A 13,030-nucleotide genomic window follows, 5' to 3' on the forward strand; every position below is an offset into this window, starting at 1 on the left:
ATCATTCTCCCTCAGCTTCGCGTTGAGGGTTTTCAATTCCACAGGCGCTAATTAATTCTAAATTGGGATGTTGCCACAGGCTGGCGGGCGTCACCGTCTTACGATCCCACGGGATTGAACCTAAAAACCAGAACTTCCAGAAGGTGAGTTTCGCATCAGGATTGCTGTGAAGTAATTCTTCGAATGTCTCAATATCGCCTACCGGAATACATAATGCTTCTTTATAGATATCAAACACAAATTTCGAGCAGAACTGGCACGATGACTCATATTTAAACCCCGTGTGATAAAACTTATTCAGCCGGGCGGGAACCTGTTCCATGATGGCGAGTTTCTGTTCGACCGTCAGGCCGCCGCACAGGCGACGAACGGCGTAACGTTGTCCGGCTGAACGTTGTATAAACAGTGACAGCGTGGTGACGGTTGAGAGGGGGACGCGACTTTCCGCCACCAGATAGTCATCACCATTATGACCAATAATAATCCCAACATGGTTGCTCCAGCACTGTGAAGCGGTGGATATCTGGCCGAAAAGCGCGGCACCTATACAGGTAAAGACGATATCCCCGGTTTCATATTGGACAGAATAATGTTTTTTCATCTCTGCATTCCATTATTTGAAATAAATTCCTTTTATTTATTCTACAGGGTAGTTAGCATTATACCAGATAAATGACAAGCCTTAGTGTCATCGAAATATGTATGGTGAATATTTCATTTATTGGAATTAATGTCGCAAATATATTTGGGGGGGAATTAAGGTGGTAAATTTCTCATCATCTGATCTCTCATATTGACAGGGAGTATGACGTGGTTGATGATAAACCAATGAGAATAGGTTGGGTATTTTATTTTTCTTATATTTTTGTTGCTATTATCTTTCATCTGTTTATTAGTTTTTGTTATTGTTTGAGTATTGATATGGCAGAGGCTAATACTGTTGTTTTTTTATTAAAGCCAGGGACGATTTCATTATTATTTTTGCTTCTCCCTGCCAGGCGGTTCAGGACCAGACTGTTGGCAACATTGAGTTCAGTTTTCATTACCTTAGTATTTAACCAGTGGCATTTGGTTGCCGGGAATAAAGAACTGGTTTTGTGCCTGCAGGCAGCGTACTTTATGGCTTTCCTGGCTATGACATCAGTAAAAAAATCCGGGTGGATGATTAGCGCATCATTATTTTTGGTTTGTGCGGCCGGAACGATTCGCCAGTGCTGGCTGGAACAGCTGTTTAACGCTGCCGATATATATATTGTTGATGATGGGCGGAGCTGTGGCGCCAGCGGCCACTGCTTCCAGTATATTGCAGCAAAAGGCCGTGGGTTAGCAGCAAAACGACAGGCACTTTTTAGTAGCGAAGAGTATGTGAATATTTATTATAGTTATTCAGAAGGGATACCAGCCGTGAATTTCGATGGCATGAAAAATGAGTTTGTACAATATTTATTGTGTCATGGCGAATTAAAATCTGTTGCGCGCGACGATAAAACAACATGCGATTAAATTCAGCGCTAGTGGTTAATATTATTAAATCTATTCTCGGGTCTGTTTTTTTGGAGGCCCGATGTTCCGCTGTTGGCATTCGTACTGGATACATTATTAGTATTATCAGGATACTCATTATTGAAGACTACCGAACGTGCGCCACGGCATGTTGGCAAAAAGTTATTCGCGTAGGACGCAAAAAGTTGTCAATGAGTGTACGACTTATTTTGTACGCAGCGGGGAGCGTACCCGTCGTTAACCATCGCGGGTTTTCGGAGTAGAGAAATATCGGGATACGTGTTTTTCATCTGGATAAACATCCAGTCTTTTTTTATGATAGTGCATTATCTTTTCAGCCCTTTACGCAGGAGCGTCATGTGATAGGCAGACTCAGAGGCATTATTCTCGAAAAACAACCCCCGATCGTGCTGCTGGAGACAGGGGGAGTAGGCTATGAAGTACATATGCCTATGACCTGCTTTTACGAGCTGCCGGAGGCCGGGCAGGAGGCAATCGTCTTCACCCACTTCGTGGTGCGTGAAGATGCGCAGTTGCTGTACGGATTTAACAATAAGCAAGAGCGCACGCTATTTAAAGAGCTAATTAAAACGAATGGCGTCGGGCCTAAGCTGGCGCTGGCGATCCTCTCCGGCATGTCGGCGCAACAGTTCGTCAATGCGGTTGAGCGCGAAGAGCTTGGTGCGCTGGTGAAGCTGCCGGGTATCGGCAAGAAAACTGCCGAACGATTGATTGTCGAAATGAAAGACCGCTTTAAAGGGCTACATGGCGATCTCTTTACGCCAGCGGTCGACTTGGTATTGACGTCGCCGGCCAGCCCAACCTCGGAAGATGCAGAACAAGAAGCAGTTGCTGCGCTGGTGGCGCTGGGTTATAAACCGCAAGAAGCCAGTCGGATGGTAAGCAAGATCGCCCGTCCGGATGCAAGCAGTGAAACACTGATTCGCGACGCGTTACGCGCCGCGTTATGAGGTAAAGGATGATAGAAGCAGATCGCCTGATTTCAGCAGGCGCCACGATCGCAGAAGACGTCGCCGATCGCGCCATTCGCCCGAAGTTATTGGCGGAATATGTCGGCCAACCGCAGGTGCGCTCCCAGATGGAGATCTTTATTCAGGCGGCAAAACTGCGTGGCGACGCACTAGATCACTTGCTGATTTTCGGCCCGCCAGGGTTAGGTAAGACGACTCTGGCGAATATCGTTGCCAATGAAATGGGCGTCAATCTCCGAACCACGTCCGGCCCGGTGCTGGAAAAAGCAGGCGATCTGGCGGCTATGCTCACCAATCTTGAACCGCATGATGTGCTGTTTATTGATGAGATTCACCGGCTTTCACCGGTGGTGGAAGAGGTACTCTATCCGGCGATGGAAGATTACCAGTTGGATATTATGATTGGCGAAGGGCCTGCTGCACGTTCAATTAAGATCGATCTGCCGCCGTTTACGCTCATTGGCGCGACGACGCGCGCCGGGTCGTTAACGTCCCCGCTACGTGACCGTTTTGGTATTGTGCAGCGCCTGGAGTTCTACCAGGTGCCCGATCTGCAGCACATCGTCGGGCGCAGCGCAAGGCACATGGGGCTTGAGATGAGCGATGACGGCGCGCTGGAAGTGGCGCGTCGGGCGCGCGGTACGCCGCGTATAGCCAACCGTCTGCTCAGACGTGTGCGTGATTTCGCCGAGGTGAAGCATGACGGGGCTATTTCAGCGGAAATTGCCGCGCAGGCGCTGGACATGCTGAACGTCGATGCGGAAGGGTTTGACTATATGGATCGCAAGCTGCTGCTGGCGGTTATTGATAAATTCTTCGGTGGTCCGGTGGGACTGGATAACCTGGCGGCGGCGATTGGCGAAGAGCGTGAAACCATTGAGGATGTGCTGGAGCCGTATCTGATTCAGCAAGGCTTTTTGCAGCGCACACCGCGTGGGCGTATGGCAACGGTGCGCGCCTGGAACCATTTCGGGATCACGCCGCCAGAGATGCCTTAGCGCCTGAAGTCGCTGCGCTCATCAGACCTGGGCGATTTTGTAGGCCCGGTAAGCGCAGCGCCACCGGGCAACACACGCTTAGCTTGCCTGCTTTTTCATCATACTGAAGATAAACAGCAGCGCGGCACACAGCACTACGGATGGCCCTGCCGGGGTATCATAAAAGGCTGAGAAGGTCAGTCCACCTGTAACCGCTATCATACCTACACCAACGGCGACGCCCGCCATCTGCTCCGGCGTACGGGCAAAGCGACGCGCGGTTGCGGCGGGGATAATCAGCAGCGACGTAATGATCAGCGCTCCGACAAACTTCATCGCCACGCCAATAGTTAATGCCGTTACCAGCATCAATAGCAGCTTCACGCGCTGTAACTTCACGCCATCGACAAAGGCAAGATCCGGACTGATAGTCATTGACAGCAAGTTGCGCCACTGCCAGAAGAGAATGGCCAGCACAATAACGACCCCAATAGCGATCGAGATAAGATCTTCCGGCGTGACGGCCAGCAAATCGCCAAACAGATAAGCCATTAAATCAACGCGGACGTTGGACATCAGGCTGACCACGACCAGTCCTAAAGATAAGGCGCTGTGCGCCATAATGCCCAGTAAGGTATCAATCGCGAGGTGAGGGCGTTTCTCCAGCCATACCAGACCGGCGGCCAGCAGCAGCGTAACGGCGATTACCGCATAAAAGGGGTTAACGTCCAGCAACAGGCCAAACGCCACGCCCAGAAGCGACGCGTGAGCCAGCGTATCGCCAAAATAGGACATCCGACGCCAGACCACAAATGAGCCCAAAGGACCAGCGGCGCAGGCCAGCATCATCCCGGCCAGCCAGCCGGGCAGTAATAATTCAATCATGAGTGACCATTTCCCCGGCGCAGTACAATACGACCCTGTAAATCGTGGCGATGATTATGATGATGGCGATAAATCCCTAATTGCTCCGCGCCTCGCGGGCCAAACATAGAGATAAATTCCGGATGCATAGACACCACTTCCGGCGCGCCGGAACAGCAAATATGATGGTTCAGGCATAACACTTCATCCGTCTTTGCCATGACCAGATGTAGATCATGTGACACCATCAACACGGCGCAATCGAGTTCGCGACGCAGCTGATCGATAAGGTCGTATAACGCGACCTGGCCGTTGACATCCACGCCTTGCGTCGGCTCATCAAGTACCAGCAACTGCGGCCTGTTAAGCAGAGCACGCGCCAGCAGTACGCGCTGTGTCTCGCCGCCGGAGAGTTTTTGCATGGGCGCGTCAATCAAATGTCCGGCCTGAACGCGTTTAAGCGCCGGGAGAATATCCGTTTTTTGCGTGCCGGGACGTAAACGTAAAAACCGGTTTACCGTCAGCGGAAGCGTGGTATCGAGATAGAGCTTTTGCGGGACATAGCCGATACGGAGTTGCCCGTTGCGCTTGATCACCCCTTCATCAGGGGCTACCAGTCCTAAAACCACGCGTACAAGCGTTGACTTCCCCGCGCCGTTAGGGCCGAGAAGCGTTAAAATTTTTCCGGGGCTCAATTCAAGCGACACGTCAGAGAGGACGCGGCGTTGACCAAATGAGACCGAGACGTTTTCCAGTGAAACTAAACTTGTCATGTTAATTTTAGGCTTGCAGAAGTGATAGAATGTTATAATATCACATTTCACACATTCATTACGATGATTAGTCGCATTATGTTACAGAAAAATACGCTTCTTTTCGCAGCATTATCCGCCGCGCTTTGGGGGAGTGCAACCCAGGCTGCCGACGCCGCCGTTGTCGCTTCGCTTAAACCACTTGGGTTTATCGCTTCCGCCATTGCTGATGGCGTTACGGATACGCAAGTATTACTTCCGGATGGGGCATCCGAGCATGATTATTCATTGCGTCCATCAGACGTAAAACGCTTACAGGGCGCGGACTTAGTCGTCTGGGTTGGCCCGGAAATGGAAGCCTTTATGGAGAAGTCGGTCAGGAATATCCCTGATAATAAGCAGGTTACCATTGCGCAACTTGCCGATGTAAAACCGTTACTCATGAAGGGCGCGGATGATGATGAGGATGAACATGCGCATACGGGCGCCGATGAGGAAAAAGGTGACGTACATCACCATCACGGCGAATATAACATGCATCTTTGGCTCTCCCCAGAGATAGCGCGGGCTACAGCGGTTGCAATCCATGAAAAATTAGTGGAACTTATGCCGCAAAGTCGAGCCAAACTCGACGCCAACCTGAAGGATTTTGAGGCACAATTAGCCGCAACCGATAAACAGGTCGGTAACGAGCTCGCGCCGCTCAAGGGGAAAGGGTATTTCGTTTTTCATGACGCCTACGGTTACTACGAAAAACACTACGGACTCACCCCACTCGGTCACTTTACCGTGAACCCTGAGATACAACCTGGCGCGCAGCGTTTACATGAAATAAGAACACAGTTGGTTGAGCAAAAAGCAACCTGCGTTTTTGCTGAGCCACAATTCAGGCCAGCGGTCGTGGAAGCCGTGGCGAGAGGGACATCCGTTCGAATGGGAACACTGGACCCCCTCGGGACGAACATTAAACTGGGTAAAACAAGCTATTCAGCGTTTTTAAGCCAATTAGCCAACCAGTATGCGAGCTGCCTGAAAGGAGATTAACGAGGAAGTGAATACGTGCAACAGATAGCCCGCTCTGTCGCCCTGGCATTTAATAATCTGCCCCGACCCCACCGCGTTATGCTGGGGTCACTTACCGTTCTGACACTGGCCGTCGCCGTATGGCGGCCCTATGTTTACCACCCAGAATCCGCACCAATCGTTAAAACTATTGAACTGGAGAAAAGCGAGATTCGTTCCCTCTTACCGGAGGCCAGCGAACCCATCGATCAGGCCGCGCAGGAAGATGAAGCTATTCCTCAGGATGAGCTGGACGATAAAACCGCAGGCGAAGTCGGCGTCCATGAATACGTCGTCTCCACAGGCGATACGTTAAGCAGCATTCTGAATCAGTACGGCATCGATATGAGCGATATTAGCCGACTTGCCGCTTCTGATAAGGAGCTGCGCAATCTGAAAATTGGCCAACAGCTTTCCTGGACACTGACCGCCGATGGCGATTTACAGCGTCTGACATGGGAAGTCTCCCGCCGTGAAACGCGTACCTACGATCGCACTGCCAACGGTTTTAAAATGAGCAGTGAAATGCAGCAGGGGGACTGGGTCAACAGTCTGCTGAAAGGTACGGTAGGGGGTAGCTTTGTCGCCAGCGCGAAAGAGGCCGGTTTAACCAGCAGCGAAATCAGCGCAGTGATAAAAGCCATGCAGTGGCAGATGGATTTTCGCAAGCTGAAAAAGGGCGATGAATTTTCGGTTCTGATGTCGCGCGAGATGCTGGATGGCAAGCGTGAACAGAGTCAGTTGTTGGGCGTGCGGATGCGTTCCGATGGTAAAGATTACTACGCCATTCGCGCCGCTGACGGTAAATTCTATGACCGTAACGGTGTTGGCCTGGCGAAAGGCTTTTTACGCTTCCCGACCGCCAAACAGTTCCGCATCTCCTCCAATTTCAATCCGCGTCGTCTGAACCCGGTTACCGGACGCGTTGCGCCGCATCGTGGCGTTGACTTTGCGATGCCGCAGGGTACGCCGGTGCTGTCGGTGGGGGATGGCGAGGTCGTGGTCGCTAAACGTAGCGGCGCTGCCGGTTACTACATTGCGATTCGTCATGGACGCACCTACACCACACGTTACATGCACTTGCGTAAGCTGCTGGTGAAACCGGGGCAAAAAGTGAAACGTGGCGATCGTATTGCGCTTTCTGGTAACACCGGGCGTTCCACAGGGCCGCATCTGCATTATGAAGTATGGATAAACCAGCAAGCCGTTAACCCTCTGACAGCAAAATTGCCGCGCACGGAAGGTCTGACGGGGTCAGATCGTCGTGAATACCTGGCACAGGTGAAAGAGGTTCTGCCACAACTGCGCTTCGATTAACAAATGCGCTGACAGAGCCGGTACGCGATGTGTGCCGGCTTTTTTGTTTTGTGTGAGACGCAGACGTCGCTACACTATTCACAATTCCTTTTCGCGTCAGCAGACCCTGGAAAAGCATGGAAACCAAAAAAAATAATAGTGAGTATATCCCTGAATTCGAAAAATCCTTTCGCTATCCGCAGTATTGGGGCGCCTGGTTGGGCGCTGCGGCAATGGCGGGGATCGCATTAACACCGGCATCATTCCGCGACCCTTTGCTGGCGACGCTGGGGCGTTTTGCCGGACGGCTGGGGAAGAGTTCTCGTCGCCGGGCGCTAATTAATCTGTCGTTGTGCTTTCCGCAGCGTAGCGAAGCTGAGCGCGAAGCGATTGTCGATGAGATGTTCGCCACCGCGCCACAGGCAATGGCGATGATGGCTGAGTTGGCGATGCGCGGTCCGAAAAAAATTCAACAGCGTGTTGACTGGGAAGGTCTGGAAATCATTGAGGAGATGCGTCGTAACGACGAAAAAGTCATTTTTCTCGTACCGCATGGCTGGGGCGTCGACATTCCAGCCATGCTGATGGCCTCTCAGGGGCAAAAAATGGCGGCGATGTTTCATAATCAGGGTAATCCGGTTTTTGACTATATCTGGAACACAGTGCGTCGGCGTTTCGGCGGACGTTTGCATGCGCGTAATGACGGGATTAAACCCTTTATTCAGTCTGTTCGTCAGGGCTACTGGGGTTACTACCTGCCGGACCAGGATCACGGCCCGGAGCATAGTGAATTCGTTGATTTCTTTGCGACATACAAAGCGACGCTGCCTGCAATTGGTCGGCTGATGAAAGTGTGCCGCGCACGCGTGATACCGCTTTTCCCGGTGTATAATGGTAAAACGCATCGCCTGACTATCCAGATTCGCCCGCCAATGGACGATCTGCTCACGGCTGACGACCACACTATCGCCAGACGGATGAACGAAGAGGTCGAAATTTTTGTCGGCCCGCATCCGGAACAGTACACCTGGATCCTGAAGCTGCTCAAAACCCGCAAGCCAGGCGAGATTCAGCCGTATAAGCGTAAAGATCTTTATCCCATCAAATAAATAAAGCCTCTCGTAAGAGAGGCTTTATGCTGACAAACCCTGTACTACCTGATGAACAGGTGTGGGGGAGTTTTACTCAACGGTCAAAATACGCGTGGTATTGGTTGAGCCGACGGTGCTCATGACATCGCCCTGGGTCACGATAACCAGGTCACCGGAAACCAGATACCCTTTATCGCGCAGCAGATTAACAGCTTCATGCGCCGCGACAACGCCATCAGCCGCGCTATCAAAATGCACCGGCGTTACTCCGCGGTAGAGCGCGGTCAGGTTGAGCGTGCGTTCATGGCGCGACATGGCGAAAATCGGCAGGCCGGAGCTGATACGGGAAGTCATTAGCGCGGTACGACCGGATTCCGTCATGGTGATGATCGCGGTAACGCCTTTCAGATGGTTTGCCGCATACATCGCAGACATGGCAATGGCTTCTTCAACGTTGTCGAACTGCACGTCGAGACGGTGTTTAGACACATTGATGCTGGGGATTTTTTCTGCGCCCAGACAGACGCGCGCCATTGCGGCAACGGTTTCAGAAGGATACTGACCGGCTGCGGTTTCGGCAGACAGCATAACCGCATCCGTGCCATCCAGGACGGCGTTCGCTACGTCCATCACTTCCGCACGGGTCGGCATCGGGTTGGTGATCATCGACTCCATCATTTGCGTTGCGGTGATGACTGCGCGGTTTAGCTGACGCGCACGGCGAATCAGCGCTTTCTGGATACCAACCAGCTCCGGATCGCCGATTTCAACGCCCAGATCGCCACGTGCGACCATCACAACGTCAGAGGCCAGAATGATATCGTCCATGGCGCTTTGGTCGCATACCGCTTCGGCGCGTTCGACTTTAGCCACAATTTTCGCGTCGCAGCCGGCGTCGCGTGCCAGGCGGCGTGCGTAGTTCAGATCTTCGCCGCAGCGCGGGAAGGAGACGGCCAGATAGTCAACGCCTATCAGCGCAGCGGTTTGAATATCGGCTTTGTCTTTTTCGGTCAGCGCTTCAGCAGAAAGCCCGCCGCCGAGCTTGTTAATGCCTTTATTGTTAGACAGCGGACCGCCGACGGTGACCTCGGTAAAGACTTTCATGCCCTGGACTTCAAGCACTTTCAACTGCACTCGACCATCGTCAAGCAGCAGGATATCGCCAGGAACGACGTCTGCCGGCAACCCTTTGTAATCAATGCCGACTTTTTCTTTGTCGCCTTCGCCTTTACCCAGGTTAGCGTCTAACAGAAATTTGTCCCCGATATTGAGGAACACTTTGCCTTCTTTAAAAGTGGAAACGCGAATTTTTGGCCCTTGCAGGTCGCCTAAAATAGCCACATGACGCCCCAATTTGGCGGCAATCTCACGGACTTTATCAGCACGCATTTTATGATCTTCCGGCGAGCCGTGAGAGAAGTTCATACGTACTACGTTTGCGCCCGCGGCGATAACCTTCTCAAGGTTGTTATCGCGGTCAGTTGCCGGGCCTAACGTGGTAACGATTTTGGTTCTGCGAAGCCTTCTGGACATGTAATACTCCGTTGACTAAAACAACTTGGTGTTGCGTGAACATTGATCCGGTCGTTCTGAAACCTTAACGGTATAAAATGAACGTCCCCGGATGACGAAAAGGGTAGAACATTGTTATTGCTTTTAGCGGTCATCACTCCTGATGAGTAATTCTTTATCAAAACGCGATTCCTTGAGCGCTTCCTTGACACGCTTCAAGTTATCTCTGAATTTCGCCCCGCGACGCAAAGTAAATCCCGTTGCCAGCACATCTATCACGGTCAGCTGAGCAAGTCGAGAGACCATGGGCATATAAATGTCTGTATCTTCCGGTACGTCGAGGGTAATGGCCAGCGTGGCTTCGCGCGCCAGCGGCGTTCCAGCGGAGGTCAGGGCGATCACCATTGCATCGTTTTCCCGCGCCAACTGCGCCAGTTCCACCAGGCTCTTGGTTCTGCCAGTATGCGAAATGAGCACGACGACGTCATCATCGTTACAATTCATACAGCTCATCCGTTGCAGCACGATATCGTCGGAGTAAATCACCGGCACATTGAAGCGAAAAAACTTATTCATGGCGTCATGCGCGACCGCGGCGGAGGAACCAAGACCAAAAAAGGCGATTTTTTTTGCCTGGGTCAGTAAATCGACGGCGCGGTTGACGGCCGATTTATCCAGCGACTGACGAACATGGTCGAGACTGGCCATGGCGGACTCGAAGATTTTTCCTGTATAGGCCTCGACGCTGTCATCTTCATCCACATTGCGATTAACATAGGGGGTGCCATTTGCCAGACTTTGCGCCAGATGCAGTTTAAAATCAGGAAAGCCGCGGGTATTCATGCTGCGACAGAAACGGTTCACCGTTGGCTCGCTAACGTTAGCTTCCTGGGCCAGCATGGCAATGCTTAAGTGAATCGATCTGCCTGGGGCGGCCAGAATAACATCGGCGACTTTTCGTTCAGATTTGCTTAAATGTTCCAGTTGAGACTGGACTTTTTCCAGCATATTCATGATTAGCAAGGCTCATGGGTATTAGCGATTTCAATGATGCGCGAAACCGAGCGCGTTTTGTTAGATATTACTCCTGGCGGCTGTCAAAGGGGGCAAAATGGCTAAAAAAGGTGTCGTTTTTTTTCATTACATGACCGACGTCGGATTTTAAGTTCCAGCTTGTGTGGAAAAGCGACAATTTTATTAGGCGTTTTGCCGATTATATTGCCAATCAAACGCCGGTTCACCTATGAAAAGGCGTTTACGGTTTCCGTAATCTCGTAAAAGCAGTACAGTGCTGTGTAATAAAATTACAACGATATCCTGGCTAAAGTACCAGGAGATTAACTGAGGAGAATGACATGGCGGTAACGCAAACAGCCCAGGCATGTGACCTGGTCATTTTCGGCGCGAAAGGCGACCTGGCGCGCCGGAAACTGCTGCCTTCCCTGTATCAGCTTGAGAAAGCCGGCCAGATCCATCCGGATACCCGGATCATTGGGGTGGGGCGCGCGGACTGGGATAAAGAAGCTTATACCCACGTCGTGCGTGAGGCGCTGGAAACCTTCATGAAGGAAAAAATTGATGAAGGCTTGTGGGATACGCTGAGCGGCCGTCTGGATTTTTGTAATCTTGACGTGAACGATACGCCTGCGTTTAGTCGCCTGGGCGATATGCTGGATCAAAAAAACCGCACCACCATTAACTATTTTGCGATGCCGCCCAGCACGTTTGGCGCTATTTGCAAAGGGTTAGGGGAGGCTAAACTCAACGCCAAACCGGCGCGTGTCGTGATGGAGAAACCGTTGGGTACTTCGCTGGCGACCTCGCGTGAGATTAACGATCGGGTCGGCGAATACTTTGAAGAGTGCCAGGTGTACCGTATCGACCACTATCTGGGCAAAGAAACGGTTCTCAACCTGCTGGCGCTGCGTTTTGCCAACTCGTTATTCGTTAATAACTGGGATAACCGCACTATCGATCACGTTGAGATTACCGTAGCGGAAGAGGTGGGGATTGAAGGGCGCTGGGGATATTTTGACCAGGCCGGTCAGATGCGCGATATGATCCAGAACCACTTGCTGCAAATTCTCTGCATGATTGCCATGTCACCGCCGTCTGACCTGAGCGCCGACAGTATTCGCGATGAAAAAGTCAAAGTGTTGAAATCGCTGCGCCGTATTGATCGCTCCAACGTGCGTGAAAAAACGGTTCGTGGTCAATACACCGCGGGCTTTGCGCAGGGGCAAAAGGTGCCGGGCTATCTGGAAGAAGAGGGCGCGAATAAAAGCAGCAACACCGAAACTTTCGTCGCGATCCGCGTCGACATCGATAACTGGCGTTGGGCGGGCGTGCCATTCTATCTGCGCACCGGCAAGCGTCTGCCAACCAAGTGCTCTGAAGTCGTGGTTTATTTCAAGACGCCTGAACTGAACCTCTTTAAAGAGTCCTGGCAAGACCTGCCGCAGAACAAATTGACGATTCGCCTGCAGCCGGATGAAGGCGTAGATATTCAGGTGCTTAACAAAGTACCGGGGCTGGATCATAAGCATAATCTGCAGATCACGAAGCTTGATCTGAGCTACTCCGAGACCTTTAATCAGACGCACCTGGCGGATGCATATGAGCGCCTGCTGCTGGAAACGATGCGTGGCATTCAGGCGCTGTTTGTCCGCCGTGACGAAGTGGAAGAAGCCTGGAAGTGGGTGGACTCCATTACCGAAGCATGGGCGATGGACAACGACGCGCCGAAGCCGTATCAGGCGGGCACCTGGGGACCGGTAGCGTCCGTGGCGATGATTACCCGTGACGGTCGTTCGTGGAATGAGTTTGAGTAAATTTACCACCTACTCGCAAGTGGTATTTTACCGGTAACATGATCTAACACAGATTGTAGAATCATTTTTGCACTTTTAAGCCTCGTGTGGATTCACCTGCGAGGCTTTTTTTATTACACTGCCTGAAACGATTTTGCCCCATTATCCCCG

Annotated in this window: 12 protein-coding genes; 7 read left to right on the plus strand and 5 right to left on the minus strand. The window is 51.7% G+C overall.

From position 1 onward, the window contains the following. Position 1 precedes the first annotated feature (1 nt). Entirely contained in the window at positions 2–601 is a 600-nt protein-coding gene (locus tag QEN32_RS09400) for a YebB family permuted papain-like enzyme (protein ID WP_265322379.1), read from the minus strand. 209 nt (positions 602–810) lie between these two features. On the opposite strand from QEN32_RS09400, the gene QEN32_RS09405 reads away from it, so the two are divergent. From QEN32_RS09405 to ruvB, 3 genes are all read left to right on the plus strand, one after another. Further along, a complete protein-coding gene (locus tag QEN32_RS09405; RefSeq protein WP_265322380.1) occupies positions 811–1,503 on the plus strand; it encodes a hypothetical protein in 693 nt (230 codons plus the stop codon). A 359-nt stretch (positions 1,504–1,862) separates the two neighbouring features. After that, the gene (gene ruvA, locus QEN32_RS09410; protein WP_000580335.1) at positions 1,863–2,474 is read left to right on the plus strand and encodes a Holliday junction branch migration protein RuvA; all 612 of its coding nucleotides are present in this window, start codon (positions 1,863–1,865) and stop codon (positions 2,472–2,474) included. An 8-nt stretch (positions 2,475–2,482) separates the two neighbouring features. Then, on the plus strand, positions 2,483–3,493 hold the full coding sequence (gene ruvB / locus QEN32_RS09415; RefSeq protein ID WP_000568504.1) for a Holliday junction branch migration DNA helicase RuvB: 1,011 nt from the start codon (positions 2,483–2,485) through the stop codon (positions 3,491–3,493). 78 nt (positions 3,494–3,571) lie between these two features. Here ruvB and znuB read toward each other — a convergent pair whose 3' ends face one another. Continuing rightward, entirely contained in the window at positions 3,572–4,357 is a 786-nt protein-coding gene (znuB, locus tag QEN32_RS09420; RefSeq protein ID WP_000571508.1) for a zinc ABC transporter permease subunit ZnuB, read from the minus strand. Then, complete coding sequence (znuC, locus tag QEN32_RS09425; RefSeq protein ID WP_000203023.1) at positions 4,354–5,109, minus strand: zinc ABC transporter ATP-binding protein ZnuC; 756 nt, start codon at positions 5,107–5,109, stop codon at positions 4,354–4,356. Before znuC ends, znuB begins: the two co-directional genes overlap by 4 nt. 78 nt (positions 5,110–5,187) lie before the next feature. On the opposite strand from znuC, the gene znuA reads away from it, so the two are divergent. From znuA to lpxM, 3 genes are all read left to right on the plus strand, one after another. Further along, positions 5,188–6,132 (plus strand): zinc ABC transporter substrate-binding protein ZnuA, encoded by a 945-nt coding sequence (znuA, locus tag QEN32_RS09430; RefSeq protein WP_000939597.1) that lies wholly within the window; start codon positions 5,188–5,190, stop codon positions 6,130–6,132. A gap of 15 nt (positions 6,133–6,147) precedes the next feature. Continuing rightward, positions 6,148–7,467 carry a murein DD-endopeptidase MepM gene (gene mepM / locus QEN32_RS09435; protein ID WP_001184028.1) on the plus strand — a complete coding sequence of 440 codons (1,320 nt, stop codon included), beginning with the start codon at positions 6,148–6,150 and terminating at the stop codon, positions 7,465–7,467. A gap of 116 nt (positions 7,468–7,583) precedes the next feature. Further along, on the plus strand, positions 7,584–8,555 hold the full coding sequence (gene lpxM / locus QEN32_RS09440; protein ID WP_000448401.1) for a lauroyl-Kdo(2)-lipid IV(A) myristoyltransferase: 972 nt from the start codon (positions 7,584–7,586) through the stop codon (positions 8,553–8,555). 72 nt (positions 8,556–8,627) lie between these two features. On the opposite strand, the gene pyk is transcribed toward lpxM, so the two are convergent. After that, positions 8,628–10,070 carry a pyruvate kinase gene (gene pyk / locus QEN32_RS09445; RefSeq protein ID WP_265322381.1) on the minus strand — a complete coding sequence of 481 codons (1,443 nt, stop codon included), beginning with the start codon at positions 10,068–10,070 and terminating at the stop codon, positions 8,628–8,630. Positions 10,071–10,193: 123 nt separating this feature from the next. Beyond that, positions 10,194–11,063 (minus strand): MurR/RpiR family transcriptional regulator, encoded by an 870-nt coding sequence (locus QEN32_RS09450; RefSeq protein WP_001056719.1) that lies wholly within the window; start codon positions 11,061–11,063, stop codon positions 10,194–10,196. A 341-nt stretch (positions 11,064–11,404) separates the two neighbouring features. Between QEN32_RS09450 and zwf the strand changes: the two genes are divergently transcribed. Then, positions 11,405–12,880 (plus strand): glucose-6-phosphate dehydrogenase, encoded by a 1,476-nt coding sequence (gene zwf / locus QEN32_RS09455; RefSeq protein WP_000301711.1) that lies wholly within the window; start codon positions 11,405–11,407, stop codon positions 12,878–12,880. Positions 12,881–13,030: the final 150 nt, after the last annotated feature.

Source organism: Salmonella sp. SA14318, assembly GCF_029866905.1.
GTDB lineage: Bacteria > Pseudomonadota > Gammaproteobacteria > Enterobacterales > Enterobacteriaceae > Salmonella > Salmonella enterica.